Source organism: Xenorhabdus griffiniae, assembly GCF_015163655.1.
GTDB classification, from domain to species: Bacteria; Pseudomonadota; Gammaproteobacteria; order Enterobacterales; family Enterobacteriaceae; genus Xenorhabdus; species Xenorhabdus griffiniae.
The window spans coordinates 25866-43553 of sequence record NZ_JADEUF010000021.1 but is presented as its reverse complement, the minus strand read 5'-3'; the positions used below and the strand labels follow the sequence as shown (position 1 = coordinate 43553).

The 17688-nt window shown below is 45.0% G+C and carries 21 protein-coding genes; 7 read left to right on the top strand and 14 right to left on the bottom strand.

Annotated features, from left to right (window positions below; all coding sequences use genetic code 11):
• Positions 1 to 565: 565 nt before the first annotated feature.
• From IQ211_RS05530 to IQ211_RS05475, 12 genes are all read right to left on the bottom strand, one after another.
• A complete protein-coding gene (locus IQ211_RS05530) occupies positions 566 to 1384 on the bottom strand; it encodes a hypothetical protein (RefSeq protein ID WP_189758753.1) in 819 nt (272 codons plus the stop codon).
• A gap of 288 nt (positions 1385 to 1672) precedes the next feature.
• Positions 1673 to 1945 (bottom strand): PTS phosphocarrier protein NPr, encoded by a 273-nt coding sequence (gene npr, locus IQ211_RS05525; protein ID WP_047768742.1) that lies wholly within the window; start codon positions 1943 to 1945, stop codon positions 1673 to 1675.
• Positions 1946 to 1962: 17 nt separating this feature from the next.
• On the bottom strand, positions 1963 to 2814 hold the full coding sequence (gene rapZ, locus IQ211_RS05520) for an RNase adapter RapZ (protein ID WP_189758752.1): 852 nt from the start codon (positions 2812 to 2814) through the stop codon (positions 1963 to 1965).
• 40 nt (positions 2815 to 2854) lie between these two features.
• Positions 2855 to 3322 carry a PTS IIA-like nitrogen regulatory protein PtsN gene (ptsN, locus tag IQ211_RS05515; protein ID WP_189758751.1) on the bottom strand — a complete coding sequence of 156 codons (468 nt, stop codon included), beginning with the start codon at positions 3320 to 3322 and terminating at the stop codon, positions 2855 to 2857.
• A gap of 171 nt (positions 3323 to 3493) precedes the next feature.
• Entirely contained in the window at positions 3494 to 3781 is a 288-nt protein-coding gene (gene hpf, locus IQ211_RS05510; protein WP_189758763.1) for a ribosome hibernation promoting factor, read from the bottom strand.
• 39 nt (positions 3782 to 3820) lie between these two features.
• Positions 3821 to 5260: an RNA polymerase factor sigma-54 gene (rpoN, locus tag IQ211_RS05505; protein ID WP_189758750.1), complete on the bottom strand. Its 1440-nt coding sequence runs from the start codon at positions 5258 to 5260 to the stop codon at positions 3821 to 3823.
• Between the two features lie 69 nt (positions 5261 to 5329).
• Positions 5330 to 6055, bottom strand: a complete 726-nt coding sequence (gene lptB, locus IQ211_RS05500; protein WP_074020586.1) for an LPS export ABC transporter ATP-binding protein — start codon at positions 6053 to 6055, stop codon at positions 5330 to 5332.
• A gap of 6 nt (positions 6056 to 6061) precedes the next feature.
• A complete protein-coding gene (gene lptA / locus IQ211_RS05495) occupies positions 6062 to 6610 on the bottom strand; it encodes a lipopolysaccharide ABC transporter substrate-binding protein LptA (RefSeq protein ID WP_189758749.1) in 549 nt (182 codons plus the stop codon).
• A complete protein-coding gene (lptC, locus tag IQ211_RS05490; RefSeq protein ID WP_189758748.1) occupies positions 6591 to 7184 on the bottom strand; it encodes an LPS export ABC transporter periplasmic protein LptC in 594 nt (197 codons plus the stop codon). Before lptC ends, lptA begins: the two co-directional genes overlap by 20 nt.
• Before the next feature lie 18 nt (positions 7185 to 7202).
• Positions 7203 to 7766, bottom strand: coding sequence for a 3-deoxy-manno-octulosonate-8-phosphatase KdsC (gene kdsC / locus IQ211_RS05485; protein ID WP_189758747.1), 564 nt, complete (start codon positions 7764 to 7766; stop codon positions 7203 to 7205).
• A 68-nt stretch (positions 7767 to 7834) separates the two neighbouring features.
• A complete protein-coding gene (gene kdsD, locus IQ211_RS05480; RefSeq protein WP_189758746.1) occupies positions 7835 to 8803 on the bottom strand; it encodes an arabinose-5-phosphate isomerase KdsD in 969 nt (322 codons plus the stop codon).
• Between the two features lie 35 nt (positions 8804 to 8838).
• Entirely contained in the window at positions 8839 to 9816 is a 978-nt protein-coding gene (locus IQ211_RS05475) for a calcium/sodium antiporter (protein ID WP_189758745.1), read from the bottom strand.
• A gap of 231 nt (positions 9817 to 10047) precedes the next feature.
• On the opposite strand from IQ211_RS05475, the gene mlaF reads away from it, so the two are divergent.
• The 7 genes from mlaF (at position 10048) to murA (ending at position 14882) form a co-directional block, all read left to right on the top strand.
• Entirely contained in the window at positions 10048 to 10851 is an 804-nt protein-coding gene (gene mlaF, locus IQ211_RS05470; RefSeq protein ID WP_189758744.1) for a phospholipid ABC transporter ATP-binding protein MlaF, read from the top strand.
• Between the two features lie 10 nt (positions 10852 to 10861).
• Complete coding sequence (mlaE, locus tag IQ211_RS05465) at positions 10862 to 11644, top strand: lipid asymmetry maintenance ABC transporter permease subunit MlaE (RefSeq protein WP_189758762.1); 783 nt, start codon at positions 10862 to 10864, stop codon at positions 11642 to 11644.
• Positions 11645 to 11648: 4 nt separating this feature from the next.
• Positions 11649 to 12152 (top strand): outer membrane lipid asymmetry maintenance protein MlaD, encoded by a 504-nt coding sequence (gene mlaD / locus IQ211_RS05460; RefSeq protein ID WP_189758743.1) that lies wholly within the window; start codon positions 11649 to 11651, stop codon positions 12150 to 12152.
• A gap of 34 nt (positions 12153 to 12186) precedes the next feature.
• Positions 12187 to 12816: a phospholipid-binding protein MlaC gene (mlaC, locus tag IQ211_RS05455; RefSeq protein ID WP_189758742.1), complete on the top strand. Its 630-nt coding sequence runs from the start codon at positions 12187 to 12189 to the stop codon at positions 12814 to 12816.
• 1 nt (position 12817) lies between these two features.
• Positions 12818 to 13171 (top strand): lipid asymmetry maintenance protein MlaB, encoded by a 354-nt coding sequence (gene mlaB / locus IQ211_RS05450; RefSeq protein ID WP_223281613.1) that lies wholly within the window; start codon positions 12818 to 12820, stop codon positions 13169 to 13171.
• A 136-nt stretch (positions 13172 to 13307) separates the two neighbouring features.
• Positions 13308 to 13562: a BolA family iron metabolism protein IbaG gene (ibaG, locus tag IQ211_RS05445; protein ID WP_074020576.1), complete on the top strand. Its 255-nt coding sequence runs from the start codon at positions 13308 to 13310 to the stop codon at positions 13560 to 13562.
• A gap of 57 nt (positions 13563 to 13619) precedes the next feature.
• Positions 13620 to 14882 (top strand): UDP-N-acetylglucosamine 1-carboxyvinyltransferase, encoded by a 1263-nt coding sequence (murA, locus tag IQ211_RS05440; RefSeq protein ID WP_189758741.1) that lies wholly within the window; start codon positions 13620 to 13622, stop codon positions 14880 to 14882.
• A 71-nt stretch (positions 14883 to 14953) separates the two neighbouring features.
• Here the strand turns inward: murA and degS are convergent, their stop codons facing one another.
• Together degS and IQ211_RS05430 are read right to left on the bottom strand one after the other, a co-directional pair.
• Positions 14954 to 16015, bottom strand: a complete 1062-nt coding sequence (gene degS, locus IQ211_RS05435; protein ID WP_189758760.1) for an outer membrane-stress sensor serine endopeptidase DegS — start codon at positions 16013 to 16015, stop codon at positions 14954 to 14956.
• An 89-nt stretch (positions 16016 to 16104) separates the two neighbouring features.
• Positions 16105 to 17481 carry a Do family serine endopeptidase gene (locus IQ211_RS05430; RefSeq protein WP_189758740.1) on the bottom strand — a complete coding sequence of 459 codons (1377 nt, stop codon included), beginning with the start codon at positions 17479 to 17481 and terminating at the stop codon, positions 16105 to 16107.
• Between the last annotated feature and the right edge of the window lie 207 nt (positions 17482 to 17688).

The window sequence follows — 17688 nt, the reverse complement described above, 5'->3', positions numbered from 1 at the left end:
GCCAAAAAAATCACATCCATCAATTCATGTTTTTTATTGATGTCAGAACGTGGGTCATCTATCTTGCTGATAAAATAAAAAATACTCATTGTTATGATCGCTATTTTTATGGAATAGCGTGATCTTAGCGTTTTAATGGGAGAAATAGCTATAGAAAGTCATATTCTGGTCTTTATTTAACCTCAATAACCTTGCTAAAAATGTGAGATCTCGCCCTGCCTTGGCAAGAGGACACACCGAAGCGTATCTGTTCTGTATAGTCAGCCCGAACCCATCGGCGGCACTCTCCAAAAAACCATTTTTCCACATCATCAGCGATCATTTCAGGCGTTCCCAATAACATGCGATGAATTCCCATATTTTGTAAAATATGCTGATAGTTGAACCTGCGATGGGGGAATAAACCAGGTAAGATTTTTAGTGATTTTTCGCAGCGCTTTTTGGCTAACTATTTTTATACACATTAAACTTCAAGTTGCAATTTACAACGTGATATGAAACCTGTTTTCTCCCCGCGAAGCGGGGAGAAAACACACGCATATTGAAGTTAGATTGGTATATAATATCAACATGATTTATTTAAATTTAATATTTTTTGAATTTCTTCTGACAACCCTATCGTATTTTCTCCGTGGCTTAATTTTGTTGCTTCCCAAACACACTGGCCTATCACTTTAGGATGATGTCCGTTTATATTTATGACCTTAACGATGGCAGTTCCATAAGCAAGGCCTATACCAATTTTTAAAGGGGGTAAATTGTATCTATCCCATAAGATAGCATTAACATGATTAATTGTATTGTTAATGCATTGTTTGCCAGCCATATAAGCTTTATTTATTATATTTACGCGGTTGTTAGGCTTAATGTGAAAAAGAATTAATGCCCCATCGCCAAGTAGCTCTGTCATTTTCCCACTTTCTTGTGCGGCTGTATAAACTACTGCTGGAATTAATGCGGACGTTTCATAGAAAATCCTTTGTAAACCACATTCTATAGTGGCGGTGGGACGTTGTTTAAAGCTGGAGCTGGAGTTTCTCATATCCATCATAAATACAACAAATTCATCAACTTCAGGTTTATTATTCTCTAAAACTGGATAGCCGGGTATGAACGTTTGTACCATTTCTTTTTCCGGTACTGGTTTAACGCTATCTTTGTGACTGTATTCAGAATTTAATTCAGTGGTGATAACGTTATTATTGCTATCAACATGCTGATGGAAATTATTATTAATCCAATCCATTGATATATTAGTTTCATTTTTATTTAATTTATGTCGAACTTGTTGCCATTCTTTTTCAGCACAATCGAGATTAAAGTTAATTAACTTTATCAAGTCATTATCGAAATGATGTTGTATTATTTTATTCTTTTCTTTCATTGTCTTTAACTTATTTTTATATTTTCCTGGGGGATTGAATTAACATTAATTTATTTCAACTAAGTCCTAACATTGATTGTGTATGCTGTCACTAATGCTTGACTTCAAATGTTGAATAAAAAGTTGTTTGTAATAAGAGTAATAACTATTATCTGCTATATATCAAGGAATAAATCAAGATTCAAGTTAAATCCGTTTGTTGTATCGTTATATTTGGGGACTGGTGGGAGTATTGTCTTGAATAAGAAGCCATTAGAGACAATATGCAATATATATAGAAGGGAGGTGTTACTCTTCATCAAACCCGGCGTTGAAGAGTTCGATAATGGCCGCCAGTGCTTGTTGTTCATCCGGCCCATTGACTTCAACGTCAATATGGCTGCCTTGTTCAGAATCGAGCATCAGCATGGCAATGACGCTGCGGGCCTCGGCCTGTAAGTTACTGCTGTTACGCAGAATCACTTCTGATTGAAACTGTTGTACCAGATCATGCAGTTTCATCGCAGGCCGAGCATGCATTCCGAGCCGATTTTTAATTTCAAGTCTTTGTTTGACTGTCATGGCTTGTGTTATTCATATTATTTGCGTTTTTCCAGTGTGCGGTGGCGTGATTGCACGTTTTTGCCACGGGAACGAAAATAATCAGCCAACTGTTCTGCTACATAGACTGAACGGTGTTTTCCGCCTGTGCAACCAATAGCGACGGTCAGATAACTGCGATTATTGGTTTCCAGCATAGGTAACCAAAGCTCAAGATAGCTACGGGTTTGATAAATAAAATTATGAACTTCTGTATGGCGATCCAAAAACGCGGCCACAGGACGATCCAAACCCGTCATTGGGCGCAGTTTCGGGTCCCAGTGAGGGTTTGGCAGGAAACGCACATCAAAAACGTAGTCTGCGTCGATGGGAATACCATGTTTGAACCCAAAGGATTCAAACACCATCGTCAATTCTCGTTCCCGTTTGCCTAATAGACGTGTCCTGAGCATTTCCGCCAGTTCATGAACGGACATTTCAGATGTATCAATGATCAAGTCAGCACGTGAGCGCAGGGGTTCAAGCAAATCGCTTTCTTGGTCAATGGCACTTTCCAGTGACAGATTTTTGCTGGAGAGTGGGTGCAGACGGCGTGTGTCACTGTAGCGGCGGATCAGGGTATTACGATCCGCATCAAGAAACAGTAATTGTGGTGAAAAACTATCAGGCAATTGCGTCAGGGCTTCTTCAAAAATTTCTGGCGATTCCGGCATGTTTCTGACATCAATGCTAACCGCCGCCGAGATATCACGTTCGGCCAGTGTGCTTGCCAATTCTGGCAGCAACACAACGGGTAGGTTATCCACGCAATAGAAGCCCATATCTTCCAGTGCCCGCAAAGCAACGGATTTCCCAGAACCTGAACGACCACTGACTATCATCAGCACCATGAGGCGACTCCCCCTAAATGTTTATAATTATAATCGCTATTTATTCAGTAATAATTTTATACAGTTCTTCATCACTCTGCGCTGAGCGCAGGCGACGGCAGAGATTTTTATCTGCAAGGCGCTTTGCAATCAATGATAGTGAGTGTAAATGAGTCTGACATTGGTCTGACGGCACCAATAAAGCGAACAGCAAGTCAACAGGTTGATTATCGATGGCGTCAAAGGTAATGGGTTGTTCCAGGTGCAAAAATACCCCTACGGCATTATCCGAACACTCTTTATCCAATTTGCCGTGAGGGATTGCAATCCCGTTGCCAATTCCTGTTGTACCGACTTTTTCGCGCGCAAGAATAGCTTCGAAGACGGCATTTTCCGGCACTTCAAGCTGTTTTGATGCCAGCTCACTGATAATCTCTAAGGCGCGCTTTTTACTCGAACAAGGTACGTTGTTGCGTGTACATGCGGGTGAAAGCACTGAGCTTAGTGGTAAATCTGTTTCGTTGTTCATTTCTTTATTCACTTAGGGCCTTGTTATACCAGATGCCTGATTAAGGCATCCGGTATTAATGCACTGCCGCTCTAAAACCGATCTACAGATCGCACTGAGTACAGGGCGTTATAGACGGTGTTATAGATAGAACAGTGATAATTTTATGACAGCCCCGTTGCCTAAAAGCGATTAATGTTGTCTCAATTTACTTTTGTGTTTGGTCAATTGACGCGCTAGCTTATCTACCAGTACATCAATTGCCGCATACATGTCTTCATGTTCTGAGCTTGCATGCAACTCACCTCCATTAACATACACTGTAGCTTCGGCAATCCGTTGCACCTTTTCCACCCGGAGGATGACCTGAATGAGGTTAATTTTATCGAAGTATTGATTCAATTTGCCGCATTTGGTGTTCACAATGTTGCGAAGTGCATCGGTAATTTCAATATTGTGGCCTGTAACATTGAGTTGCATGGTTTTGAGTTGCATAGGTGTTTTCCTTCTCTGTGTTGTTCAAACCAATTTCTTACGTTGGTTTGAAGGCGGGATGGATAACGACTCTCTATATTTTGCGACAGTCCGGCGAGCCACTTGAATACCTTGCTCAGCGAGTATGCTGGTCAATTTACTGTCACTCAGTGGCTTAGCCGGATTCTCTGCCGCGACCAGTTTTTTCACCAGCGCACGTATCGCGGTAGAAGAAGCTTCACCACCACTGTCGGTGTTGACGTGACTGGAGAAAAAATACTTAAGTTCAAAAATCCCTCGTGGGCTATACAGGTATTTCTGGGTTGTCACGCGAGAAATGGTGGACTCATGCATGTCAATCTGATAGGCGATATCAGCCAATACCAGTGGTTTCATGTGTTCCTCACCATATTCAAAAAAGTCTTGTTGCCGTTCAACAATACAGCGGGCGACTTTCAGCAATGTTTCATTACGGCTTTCGAGGCTCTTGAGCAGCCATTTGGCCTCTTGCAAGTTATTGCGTATGAACAGGCTGTCACTCTCATTGTTGGCCCGTTGTCCCAGTGCTGCGTAGTGTTGGTTGATGCGCAGACGGGGGATGCTATCGGTATTTAGCCTGACTTGCCAGCGTCCATTTTCTCTCTGTGCCAATACATCTGGAATAACATATTCGGATTCACCAGTATTGACTACCAGGCCAGGTTTTGGTTCCAGTGATTGGATGATATCAATTGCCCCCTTCAGGGTACTCTCTTTTAATTTGCTCTGACGTAATAAATTACGGAAGTCTCGATTACCCAGTAGTGCCAGGTAGTTGCTGACAATAAGTTTGGCATCATTCAGATAGGGCGTCTTTGGCGGCAGCATTGCAAGCTGGATAAGCAAGCATTCGCGTAAGTCACGGGCAGCAACGCCGATCGGATCAAAATGTTGTATGCGTTTGAGAACGGTTTCGACCTCTGCCAAAGTCAGTTCATCATCACCAATACTGGTAAGGATCTCTTCGGTAGAAATGGTCAGATATCCGGTGTCATCAATGGCGTCAATGATTGAAGTGGCAATGGCAGCGTCCGTTTCGGTAAATGGCGTTAATCCTGCCTGCCACATGAGGTAATCTTGCAAAGTTTGGGTGGTTTCTCCCTGATATACGGGGAAATCATCAACGCTATAATCACTGTGAGTTCCTGAAGGCGTGCCAGCGGTGTAAATTTCATCCCAACTGGCATCTAACGGTAGCTCTTCAGGCATATCCCTCTGTTCAAGTGCTTCACGGGTATCCATGACTTCAGTATCGGCATCAGAAAGGGCCTGGTTCTCCACTTCCTGATGCAGATCATCTTGCTCAAGCAGTGGGTTGGTTTCCAATGCTTGCTGGATCTCTTGCTGAAGCTCAAGCGTAGATAGTTGCAACAAACGGATGGCTTGCTGGAGTTGTGGCGTCATCGTCAATTGCTGACTGAGCCTGAGTTGCAAACTTTGCTTCATAGCGTTACCACTTTCTCCTTAACCTAGCTTGAAGAGTTCCTTGAATCGCGCCTGACAGAAGGATAAAAGTTAAAGGCGGAAACCTTCACCCAAATAGACGCGTTTGACTTGCTCGTTATTCAGGATGTCATTCGGCGTACCGTGGGCAATCAAATGGCCTTGGCTGACGATATAGGCACGTTCACAGACATCCAGTGTTTCACGCACATTGTGGTCAGTAATCAGTACTCCCAATCCGTAATCCCGCAGATGTTGAATGATCTTTTTAATATCCAGTACGGAAATGGGATCAACGCCGGCAAAAGGCTCATCCAACAGAATGAATTTGGGATTGGCCGCCAATGCACGGGCAATCTCCACCCGACGGCGTTCACCACCGGAAAGTGATTGACCAAGGTTATCACGCAGGTGAGAGATGTGAAATTCTTCCATCAACTCTTCGGCACGCACTTTTCTCTGCTCTTGAGTCAGATCCTTGCGGATCTCCAGTACCGCCATCAAATTGTCGAATACACTCAAACGACGGAAGATGGAAGCTTCCTGAGGTAAGTAACCTATTCCACGGCGTGCACGTTCATGCAGGGGCAGCAGGCTGATATCTTCTTCATCAATGGTGATAGAGCCAGCATCACGTGGAACAATGCCGACTACCATATAGAAAGTCGTGGTTTTGCCCGCTCCATTGGGGCCAAGCAAGCCAACAATCTCCCCTGATTTCACATTTAGGCTGACGTTCTCAACGACCTTACGGCCTTTATAGGCTTTCGCCAGATTTTCTGCGTTTAATATTGCCATCAGTCGTTATTTACCCTTTTTCTGAGCGTCAGCACCGTTAACACCAGGGCCTTTTTCTTGTAGCTGGGCAGGTAACAGGACGGTGGTGACATGTTTACCTTTATCACTAAATGCTTCCATTTGTTGTGTTGGTACCAGATAAGTGATTTTATCGCCTTTAATATTGCTGTCTAGCTGTTCAAGATAGGCGTTCCCTGTCAGGGTGACCAGCTCTTTATCCATCTCATAGCGCATCTTTGATGCATGACCTTTGATGGGCTTACCATCATCTTGCAATTGGTAAAAAGTGGCAGGATTACCAAATGCTTCAATCACTGTCTTGTCAGAATTCCCATCCGGGCGGGTAACAACGACCTTATCTGCATGAATGTCGATCGAACCTTGCTTTACGGTGACATTATCTGTAAAGGTGGCAATGTTTCCCGTTAAATCTAATGACTGTCTTGCTGAGTCGATAGTAATGGGTTTTTTTGTATCATCTTTTAAAGCCAGTACGGGCAAACTGACGGCAAAAAGTGTACTGGCAATAACGGAATTACGGATTAGGTTGTTCATGTGGAATCTCATATTGAGTGGTCACCTTTTCAATCAGTTCAGCAGTTTTGTTTCGCAGATTGCCGCGCATTTTCATGCCAACAGATTTCAGACCGACACCAATAAGCGTGACTCGGTCATCGGATGCGACATCTTGGGTTGTCAGATTGACGATCGCATTATCTGTTGTGATCCGCTGCAATTGTGACGCATCGTTCAGGCTATCCACTTGGACATCCCCGTACAGATAAAGCATTTTATCTTTGGTCAGTTTGGCTTTGTTAGCGCGCACTGTCCATGTCGCTATCGGGGTGCCAGGGAGGCTATTGGGGGCAAATGTTGTCAATACGGGGTTGGTAAACCAGGTCAATTTGGTTTCCGTATAGTTTTTAACATCGTCAGCAACCAGCTTGTAAGTCAACTTACCTTCCGGATCATAGACAAAAGTAATGGCTTCCTGTGTTTGGTAAGTCGGATAACCATCATCCACAATGGCTGATGAGGCATCATCATTGATACTCGAGAAATTCCAGCCAATCAGCGCGAGCGCGATCAGTGCCAGTATTGCGATCAGCCAGGATTGAATTTTGCTCATTCTTTTTTCAATTTTAATTTATATGGATAACCCTTTGGCATCTTCGAGCTTGTTCTGAGCGAAGAGCACCAAATCACAAAGTTCCCTGACTGCACCGCGTCCGCCGGCAATCTGAGTCACATAATCTGCTTTTGGCAACAGTAAAGGATGGGCATCAGCAACTGCAACGGATAAACCAACTTGTGCCATGACAGGCCAATCAATAAGGTCATCGCCAATATAGGCGACTTGCTCTGGCTGCAACGCTAGTTTATCCAACAGTTCCTTATACGCCAAAACCTTATCGTTTTGTCCTTGGTAAAGATGTGTAATGCCGAGTGTTTTTGCCCGATTTTCCAGCAGTTTTGCTTTGCGGCCAGTAATGATGGCAACTTCAATACCGGAGGTGATTAAACAACGGATGCCATAACCATCACGAACGTTAAAGGCTTTCAGCTCTTCGCCTTCATTGCCCATGTAGATAAGCCCATCAGACATCACGCCATCAACATCACAAATCAGCAAACGGATTCGACGGGCTTTTTCGATAATTGTTTTATTAACTGGGCCATAACAGGTGTCCAGGTACGCTTTTTGACTCATTAAGAAATTCTCTTAAGATTTATATCATGCTTGTTTGTATCAGTTTACTTGTTTTATAGAAGGCCGGCCTACACAACACCGGCCTGCAAAAGATCGTGCATGTGTAGCACACCAAGTAATTTGTCACCTTCTGTGACCAATAGTGAGGTAATATGGCGTGATTGCATCAGATTTAAGGCATCAACTGCCAGTGCATTGGGTTTAATACGAATGCCGCCGGCAGTCATGACATCAGAGATTTTTGCATTGTTTAAATCAATGCCCATATCGAAAACACGGCGTAAATCGCCATCGGTAAAAATACCACAGATCTGCATGTCATCATCACAAATAACCGTCATGCCCAATTTTTTGCGGGTGATTTCCACCAACGCTTCACGCAGAGTCGCTGTGCGGGGAACACGGGGAATATCACCACCGGTGGTCATTAAATCACTGGTCAGCAGCAGAAGTTTGCGTCCGAGTGCTCCACCTGGATGGGAAAGCGCGAAGTCTTCAGCAGTAAAGCCACGCGCTTGCAAGAGTGCAAGGGCTAATGCATCACCCATGACGAGTGTGGCGGTAGTGCTGGTGGTAGGGGCTAATCCCAATGGACAGGCTTCTTGTGGAACTTTGATGCACAAGTGGATGTCTGCGGCTTTGCCCATGTTGCTATTGCGATTATTTGTCATGCAGATGAGCGGGACTTTTTGTCGCTTGAGTACAGGAATTAATGCCAGAATTTCATTTGATTCACCAGAATTGGAAATTGCCAGCACGATGTCTTTTGCTGTTACCATGCCAAGATCGCCATGGCTGGCTTCGCCAGGATGGACAAAGAACGAAGGTGTACCGGTGCTGGCAAATGTCGCAGCGATTTTTCGTCCAATATGACCGGATTTGCCCATCCCCATCACAATGACTTTTCCTTCACAACTAAACATGAGTTCACAGGCTTGGCTGAAATCGTCATTAATGTATTGTTCCAGGCCAACCAGCCCTTCAAGTTCAATATGTAATACTTGCTTACCTGCTTGCTGAAAATCGATTTTAGGCATTTTTACTTCCCACTCTTTTCCCATTCAATCGGCAATTACTCAGTACCGTAATAATTAGAAACAAAAAGTACGACAAAATAAGCGATAAAACAGCCCAGTAGCAAGATGCCGTTCAATCGGTTCAATCGATGCTTTTTTCCCAGACAAAATACTGTGAATAGTATACTCGCTGCCATCATGACCCAAAAATCTCGGGAAAATGCTTGAGGTGAAAAGGCACTAGGGGAAAGTATGGCGGGGATACCCAAGACAAGAGTGGCATTGAATACGTTCGAGCCAACAATATTGCCCATTGCCATGTCGTTCTCACCTTTTATGGCCGCAGCAATAGCAGTGGCAAGCTCAGGTAAACTGGTTCCCACGGCAAGCATTGTCAGGCCAATCACCAGTTCGCTGATACCATAAATACGTGCAATGACGGTTGCATTATCAATCACCATGCGGGTAGAAATGGGAAGAATCATTAACCCCAGAACCACCCAAAGTAGTGCAATTCCTTTGTTGCCTTCGAGCGGCAATTCGGCATCTCGTTCCTGGGTATAGCTATCAGCCCTATTGTGTTGAGAAAAAGCGGTCATCTTTATCATTAGGGAGATAAAGAAGAGGGCTGAAAGCACTAAAAGAATACCATCCAGCCGGCTCAGGTATCCATTGGATAGCAAATACCCTGCAAATGCCGTGATCGCCAACATTAGGGGAACTTCTTGTCGCAGAATCTCTGACTTTACCCTGATTGGACGAATGAAAGCTGCTGCTCCCGCAATGAGCAACAGATTAGTAATATTGGAGCCGATGGCATTGCCTATGGCCATGTCTGGCTGTCCGTCTAAAATTGCTGTGACAGAGACCATCAGTTCTGGCAGCGAGGTTCCTATTCCCATAATAACCAGGCCGACAATAAAAGGGGGAATTTTCATGGCGCGGGCAAAAACAGCCGCACCATAAACTAATCTATCGGAACCATACACCAGTAAAATCAACCCGGTAATGAGCAGTACAATTGTCAGAAACATGGAGTGTCCCTTAAATAAGTTTTATTCCGAGCATAATGCTAATAATGGTTGATTTTTAAACATGGAATGTTTATTCAGCTAGACTTATACATTCTGACGATCAAGCGATAAAAAGTAAAATTTGTCACAACTTTGCTAACGCAAAATTGGGCAATTTTTTGTAGTATGCATGATTAATTATTTAAATACAGTCATGAATACAGTTCTATTAACGGTTAGGGGCTATCAACAATGAGTCAACAAACAGCAAATCTTATTGAGATCTGCGGAATGCATTTCACCCGAGGCCAACGCCCGATTTTTGCTGATATTAATCTGACCGTTCCGAAAGGAAAAATTACCGCCATTATGGGACCTTCTGGTATCGGAAAAACCACGTTGCTGCGTCTGATCGGGGGGCAAATTCGCCCTGAGCGCGGTGAAATTTGGTTTGATGGTGATAATATTCCGGCATTGTCCCGCCCACGCCTGTATGCCGCCCGCAAAAAAATGAGCATGTTATTTCAGTCTGGTGCTTTGTTCACTGATCTGAATGTTTTTGACAATGTGGCTTTTCCCTTGCGTGAGCATACCCAACTGCCAGAAGTGTTGATTCATACAACCGTGATGATGAAGCTGGAAGCGGTAGGGTTGCGTGGCGCTGCGCACTTGATGCCATCGGAACTCTCTGGCGGTATGGCAAGGCGAGCAGCATTAGCAAGGGCGATTGCACTCGATCCTGACTTGATCATGTTTGATGAACCTTTTGTCGGTCAAGATCCCATCACGATGGGCGTTTTGGTGAAGCTGATTGATGAGCTAAATCATGCACTTGGTGTCACGTGTGTCGTGGTTTCCCACGATGTGCCTGAAGTGCTGAGTATTGCCGATTATGCTTATATCGTGGCTGAGAAGAAAGTGATCGCAGAAGGTACTCCAGATCAACTGAGAATGAATCAGGATCAACGGGTACGGCAGTTTCTTGATGGTATCGCTGATGGGCCTGTGCCTTTCCGTTTCCCTGCTGGGGATTACAAAACTGAGTTATTAGGATGATGGAATGTTAATGTTAACACGGGCATTAGCAGCAATGGGCCGACGTACGATTGAGGTTACGGCTTCATTCGGTCGTGCGGGCTTTATGCTGTTTAATGCAATCATTGGTAAGCCAGAAACTGCCAAACAATGGACACTATTGCGTCAGCAACTGTATAGCGTAGGTGTTCAATCTCTTTTAATCATCGTGGTTTCAGGGCTGTTTATTGGCATGGTGTTGGCCTTGCAGGGCTATCTGGTGTTGACCACATTTAGTGCGGAAGGCAGCCTTGGCATGATGGTGGCGTTATCACTGCTGCGTGAATTGGGGCCTGTGGTGACAGCATTACTGTTTGCAGGGCGAGCTGGCTCAGCGTTGACCGCAGAAATTGGTTTGATGAAAACGACTGAACAGATTTCCAGTCTGGAAATGATGGCGGTTGATCCGCTGCGCCGTGTTATTGCCCCGCGTTTTTGGGCTGGTTTTATCAGTATGCCCTTGCTTTCCTTGATCTTTGTTGCTGTGGGGATCTTAGGCGGTGCAATAGTGAGTGTGGATTGGAAAGGCATTGATGGTGGCTTCTTCTGGTCATCCATGCAATCTGCGGTGGAATGGCAAAAAGATCTGCTCAATTGTTTTCTCAAGAGTGTCGTTTTTGCTATTACGGTAACCTGGATTGCACTGTTCAATGGTTATGACGCTATCCCAACATCGGAAGGGATCAGCAGGGCGACGACGCGCACGGTAGTTCATGCGTCGTTGGCGGTATTAGGTTTGGATTTTGTGCTGACAGCACTGATGTTTGGGAACTAAGTCGATGCAAAGCAAGAAAAATGAAATTTGGGTGGGAGCTTTTGTCTTGATTGCGCTGGCCGCAATCATATTTTTATGCCTCAAAGTTGCAGATATCCGATCTTTCGGTAGTCAGCCAACTTATCGTGTATATGCCGCATTTGACAATATTGGTGGCCTGAAAGTACGTTCACCAGTGAAAGTTGGCGGAGTTGTTGTTGGTCGCGTGGAGAAAATCTGGTTGGATCACAAAACGTATACGCCGCAAGTTGAATTGGATATTTTCACGCAATACGACAATATTCCCAATACCAGTTCGCTTTCTATCCGAACTTCAGGGTTACTGGGGGAACAATATGTTGCCCTCAATATTGGGTTTGATGATCCTGATTTAGGCACTGCCATGTTGAAAGATGGCGATCGTATTGAAGATACCAAGCCTGCAATGGTACTTGAAGATTTGATTGGTCAGTTCCTGTATAAGAGTAGTAGCGGAAGTCAGGAAAAATCACCGGAACAAGCACACTAAGTTAGCAGTCCACTGCTCAGGAGAAATAACACTTATGTTTAAGCGATTACTTATGATTGCGTTGCTGGTGGTTGCGCCATTGGCCAGCGCTACAGATCAAACCAACCCTTACGCATTGATGAAAGATGCGGCGGCAAAAACGTTTAGCCGTTTGAAGAGCGATCAACCGCAGATTCAGGCCAATCCAGACGTCTTGCGCCAGATTGTGCGTCAAGAATTGCTGCCTTATGTACAGATAAAATATGCAGGAGCACTGGTTCTGGGGCCTTACTACAAACAAGCGACACCGGAACAGCGTGATGCTTATTTCAAGGCGTTTGAATCCTATCTGGAACAGGCATATGGTCAGGCTTTGGCGATGTATCACGGACAAGATTATCAGATTGCCCCAGAACAGCCGTTGGCTGATAAGACGATAGTGGCTATTCGTGTCACGATCACCGATCCTAACGGGCAGCCGCCAGTTCGTTTAGATTTCCAATGGCGTAAAAACAGTAAGACCGGTTATTGGCAGGCTTACGACATGATTGCAGAAGGCGTGAGTATGATCACGACCAAGCAGAATGAATGGGTGGATATCCTGCGTCAGAAAGGTATTGATGGCTTGACTGAACAATTAGCCATCAGTGCAAAAGCACCGATCACTTTAGAAAAGAAAAAGTGATATGGAAAAAGCGACGGTTGATAACGCTATGATGATTAACGAAAACGTCAATCAGGGAACGGTTAGCTGGGAAAAGGCCGGTAATACATTGTTTCTGCAAGGCACATTGGATCGTGATAGTTTGCTACCCCTTTGGCAACAAAAAGAGCAGGTTCTGGCGGGCATTGACAATATTGATGTCTCCCAGTTAAGCCGTGTGGATTCCACGGGGTTGGCTCTGTTTGTCCAATTCAAAGGAGAATGCCAGAAACGTGGCAAGGCACTGACCTTTTCAGGTATAGGGGAACAGTTGAACACGTTGGTAACGTTATATGGCCTGCAAGCTCTTCTTGATGATAGTCAGCCCAAGACGTAATTCCTTTTTTTGATCATCAGCGCCCTTGTAAGCCATCAACTTACAGGGGCGTTTTTCTTGGTTTAAGAGTTGCCTGTATTCCATTAGGATAGGCATCTACTATTATTATTTTCTAAAGACAAGTGTGAGCAGAACTATGGATACGAATGAAATTAAAAAAGTGCTAATGGAAAAATTGGCACTTGATGAAGTCATCGTCAGCGGTGATGGCAGTCATTTTCAGGTTATTGCCGTTGGCGCATTTTTTGATGGCCTGAGCCGAGTTAAACAACAGCAGGCTGTCTATGCTCCTCTGATGGAATATATCGCTGATAACCGCATTCACGCGTTGTCAATCAAAGCCTATACACCGGCACAGTGGCAGCGTGACCGCAAGCTTCAGGGACTTTAAGGCTGTTTGCCTCGCCGCGAACAGCGCATTTTGAATTAAATAAGAGAATCGTGACAGATGGATAAATTTCGTGTGAAAGGGCCTACCTGCCTGTCGGGAGAGGTGACCATTTCCGGGGCAAAAAATGCCGCCTTACCAATTATGTTCGCAGCGTTACTGGCAGAAGAGCCGGTTGAATTACAGAATGTGCCTGAATTGAGAGATATTGATACCACGATCAAATTGCTTAATCGTTTGGGAACAAAAGTGGAACGTAATGGTTCTGTTTTTATTGATGCGAGTGGGGTCAATGAATATTGCGCCCCTTATGAACTGGTTAAAACCATGCGAGCGTCCATCTGGGCATTAGGGCCGTTGGTAGCGCGTTTCGGTCAGGGGCAAGTCTCTTTGCCAGGCGGCTGTGCCATTGGAGCGCGTCCTGTTGATCTTCATATTTCTGGCCTGGAGCAACTTGGTGCGAAAATCGTGCTGGATGAAGGGTATGTCAGAGCCACTGTGGATGGACGTTTGAAAGGTGCCAGCATTGTGATGGATAAAGTCAGTGTTGGAGCAACGGTTACGATTATGACCGCGGCAACCTTGGCAGAAGGCACTACTGTTATTGAAAACGCTGCACGCGAACCTGAAATTGAAGATACGGCTAATTTTCTCAATATGCTGGGAGCCAAAATCAAAGGTGCAGGCACCGATCGCATTGTGATTGAAGGCGTTGAGCGTTTGGGCGGAGGGGTTCACCGTATATTGCCTGATCGTATCGAAACTGGCACCTTCCTGGTCGCTGCGGCGGTTTCGCGTGGTAAGGTGGTTTGTCGTCATGCGAAACCTGATACCTTGGATGCTGTTTTAGCCAAACTGCGTGAAGCAGGGGCGGATATCAACGTGGGAGAGGATTGGGTTAGCCTTGATATGCATGGTCAACGGCCGAAATCAGTGACATTCCGCACGGCACCGCATCCAGGTTTCCCAACTGATATGCAGGCGCAATTTAGCCTGTTGAATATGGTTGCGGATGGTGCAGGTATGATCACCGAAACCATTTTTGAAAATCGCTTCATGCATATTCCTGAACTGATTCGTATGGGTGCGCGGGCTGAAATTGAGAGCAATACCGTGCTGTGTCATGGTGTTGACAAATTGTCTGGCGCTCAGGTAATGGCAACGGATTTGCGTGCTTCTGCGAGTTTAGTATTAGCGGGTTGCATTGCCGAAGGCACGACCGTCGTGGACCGTATTTATCATATTGACCGCGGTTACGAACATATTGAAGATAAGCTGCGTGGTCTTGGGGCAAATATTGAACGCATTAAGACAACTGGCTAAACGGAATTAAATATTCTTTCTCGCTCGCCACGTTGTAGGTGAAAAAGAGTGGGCGAGAAAGAAAAGGTTGGTTAGTAGCCATCAAACTCATCGATTGTGACGTTAAATGTGAGGGAAGTTCCATCGCGTAGCACAGTGACAGGAACGACACTGCCCGGCCGAATTTCCGCGACTTGGTCCATTGTTTCCATTGGTGATATGGCCGGTTGGTGATTAACGCGGGTAATGATATCTCCCACTTTGATCCCCGCTTTTTCAGCAGGGCCATTGGGTGCGATTTGGAAAACGCGTAACCCCTGAATTTGATTGATATTACTGCCTGATGAGCGAATATAGGGCAATTCTCTGGCGGTGATGCCTATATATCCCCTGATAACCCGGCCATCACGGATCAATTTCTGCATAACGGTTGTAGCCAGTTTTGTTGGAATGGCAAATCCTAATCCTTCTGGTGTTGAACCAAACTCAGACTTATCGAATGTCAACGTATTGATACCCACTAATTCTCCCAGCGTATTGACCAAAGCGCCACCGGAGTTGCCTTGGTTAATTGATGCATCAGTTTGCAGGAAATTCTGGCGACGCGTTGGGCTAAGACCGACACGTCCGGTTGCACTGACAATGCCTTGTGTAATGGTTTGTCCCAAATTGTACGGATTGCCGATAGCTAATACGATATCGCCTACATGGGCCACACGTTTAGGATTAATTGGGATCACAGGCAGGTTTGTGGCGTTGATTTTTAAAACGGCCAGATCGGTTGGGCCATCTGAGCCGACGAGCAGGGCTTCATAAAAGTGTCCATCTTGTAAAGCGACAATAATGGATGCTGCCTTATTGATAACATGCCGATTTGTGAGAATATAGCCCTGTTCACTCATAATCACGCCGGAACCTAAGGGAAGGAGCTCCCGACTTTCATGGGAAAAACTGCCCATGCTGCTGCTGTAAATATTGACTACCGCAGGCGCAGCCCGACGGACTGCTTTGCTGAAACTGGATATTGTATCGTTGCTGTTGTTATCGCTCAGGAAATTTTTTAAGCCGCTGGGACGCAGGGCCGGTATAGCGACCAGCAAAATAGCGGCAATCAATAAGCCTATGAGTATAGAGCGCAATAACTTGATCAGCATGACATTATTCAGCGTAGTAATTGGTTGAAAGAAGAATAGCATAGAAGTGGACAGACGCAGCATCATACTGCGTCTGTGGTGGATATAGATTAATTACGCAGTAAGAGATAAACATTATCGTCACCACGTAAGACGTTCAATGCGATAATGGCTGGCTTCTGTTCAGTGATTTTACGTAATTCGCTGATATTTCGTACACGCACATTGTTGGCACCAACAATTAAGTCATCCTTCTGCAAGCCTGATATTGCAGCAGGTGAGTTCGGCGTAATCGAATCCACTTTGATGCCTTGGGTATTTTTGATAGCGGCATTACTCAGGGTTGCGCCTTGCAGGGCAATACTCAAGTTTTCTGCTTTCGTTGGCTCTCCATCACTGTTATCCAGTGTAACGGTGACTTCAAGTGGTTTCCCTTTGCGCAACAGACCAATTGTGACTTCTTTGCCTGGAACTGTTGTACCAACCTTCGCACGTAGCTCAGCAAAGCTATTAATTTTCTTGCCATCAAAGGAGATTAGGACATCTCCTGGTTTGATACCGGCTTTAGCTGCGGCCGATTTAGGCAGAACTTCGCTGACAAATGTCCCTTGCTGTGCTTCAACATTGAGTGCTTTGGCAATGTCTGCTGTCATCTCGGTGCCTTTGATGCCGAGTATGCCGCGTTTGACTTCGCCGTGGGAAATAAGCTGAGCGGAAAGGACCTTAGCCATATTACTTGGGATGGCAAAACCGATACCGACGTTACCCCCGCTTGGTGCGAGGATAGCCGTGTTAATACCGATCAGTTCCCCTTTCAGATTAATCAATGCACCACCAGAGTTACCGCGGTTAATCGGGGCATCGGTCTGGATAAAGTTTTCCAAACCTTCCAGATTCAGACCGCTACGGCCAAGAGCAGAAATGATCCCAGATGTGACGGTTTGCCCCAAGCCAAATGGGTTACCGATGGCAATGGCATAATCTCCGACGCGCAGTTGGTCTGAGTCAGCGAACTTGATGGCAGTCAGATTTTTGGCATCTTTCAATTGTAAAAGAGCGATGTCGGTTTGTGGATCACGTCCAAGGAGTTTTGCTGAATATTCACGGCCATCATTTAATTGAACGCGTATTTTATTTGCATTATTAATGACATGACTATTGGTCAGGACATAACCTTTATTAGCATCAATAATTACCCCAGAGCCTAACCCAGTGAATGGACGTTTTCTTGGTTCTTGCGGAGGAAATGCAGGCCCGAAGAAGAACTGAAAATCGTCAGGTAACTGGAGCTGCTGGCTTTGTACTTCTGTACCTGAAACATGAACAGTGACAACAGAAGGCAGCACTTTTTCCAGCATGGGAGCGAGACTGGGTAATTCTTGAGCAGACACAGCAGGCAAGGCTGCATTACTTACCATTGGAACTGAAGCTAAAGATAATCCGATACTAATAGCGAGTGCGCTGAGTAATGTATTTTTTCTTTTCATGAATACGTTCTCTTAATACCTAAGCTAGAAAAGGAAATTGTGCTTAAGAGACCTGTCCTGTCAAGGTGTTACTACCTGAGAAATCACTTATTCCTGGGAGTTATATAGGTCTTAAGCAACATAGTTTCAATGTTGTTATGACTCTCAATTATTCAGCAAAGTTCACTAATAAAGTCGTTTCAATGCGTTTCTTTACAGGTATTTACG

Bases quoted from the DNA above. Each gene is read 5' to 3' on its own strand.
- IQ211_RS05475 (WP_189758745.1), bottom strand. From the start codon at position 9,816: ATGTTTCTGACAATTGTACTGCTCATTACCGGGTTGATTTTACTGGTG.
- kdsD (WP_189758746.1), bottom strand. From the start codon at position 8,803: ATGCCTAAAATCGATTTTCAGCAAGCAGGTAAGCAAGTATTACATATT.
- mlaD (WP_189758743.1), top strand. From the start codon at position 11,649: ATGCAAAGCAAGAAAAATGAAATTTGGGTGGGAGCTTTTGTCTTGATT.
- hpf (WP_189758763.1), bottom strand. From the start codon at position 3,781: ATGCAACTCAATGTTACAGGCCACAATATTGAAATTACCGATGCACTT.
- degS (WP_189758760.1), bottom strand. From the start codon at position 16,015: ATGCTGATCAAGTTATTGCGCTCTATACTCATAGGCTTATTGATTGCC.
- mlaF (WP_189758744.1), top strand. From the start codon at position 10,048: ATGAGTCAACAAACAGCAAATCTTATTGAGATCTGCGGAATGCATTTC.
- kdsC (WP_189758747.1), bottom strand. From the start codon at position 7,766: ATGAGTCAAAAAGCGTACCTGGACACCTGTTATGGCCCAGTTAATAAA.
- mlaC (WP_189758742.1), top strand. From the start codon at position 12,187: ATGTTTAAGCGATTACTTATGATTGCGTTGCTGGTGGTTGCGCCATTG.
- rpoN (WP_189758750.1), bottom strand. From the start codon at position 5,260: ATGAAGCAAAGTTTGCAACTCAGGCTCAGTCAGCAATTGACGATGACG.
- lptC (WP_189758748.1), bottom strand. From the start codon at position 7,184: ATGAGCAAAATTCAATCCTGGCTGATCGCAATACTGGCACTGATCGCG.
- lptB (WP_074020586.1), bottom strand. From the start codon at position 6,055: ATGGCAATATTAAACGCAGAAAATCTGGCGAAAGCCTATAAAGGCCGT.
- IQ211_RS05430 (WP_189758740.1), bottom strand. From the start codon at position 17,481: ATGAAAAGAAAAAATACATTACTCAGCGCACTCGCTATTAGTATCGGA.
- npr (WP_047768742.1), bottom strand. From the start codon at position 1,945: ATGACAGTCAAACAAAGACTTGAAATTAAAAATCGGCTCGGAATGCAT.
- murA (WP_189758741.1), top strand. From the start codon at position 13,620: ATGGATAAATTTCGTGTGAAAGGGCCTACCTGCCTGTCGGGAGAGGTG.
- ptsN (WP_189758751.1), bottom strand. From the start codon at position 3,322: ATGAACAACGAAACAGATTTACCACTAAGCTCAGTGCTTTCACCCGCA.
- IQ211_RS05530 (WP_189758753.1), bottom strand. From the start codon at position 1,384: ATGAAAGAAAAGAATAAAATAATACAACATCATTTCGATAATGACTTG.
- rapZ (WP_189758752.1), bottom strand. From the start codon at position 2,814: ATGGTGCTGATGATAGTCAGTGGTCGTTCAGGTTCTGGGAAATCCGTT.
- mlaE (WP_189758762.1), top strand. From the start codon at position 10,862: ATGTTAACACGGGCATTAGCAGCAATGGGCCGACGTACGATTGAGGTT.
- ibaG (WP_074020576.1), top strand. From the start codon at position 13,308: ATGGATACGAATGAAATTAAAAAAGTGCTAATGGAAAAATTGGCACTT.
- lptA (WP_189758749.1), bottom strand. From the start codon at position 6,610: ATGAACAACCTAATCCGTAATTCCGTTATTGCCAGTACACTTTTTGCC.
- mlaB (WP_223281613.1), top strand. From the start codon at position 12,818: ATGGAAAAAGCGACGGTTGATAACGCTATGATGATTAACGAAAACGTC.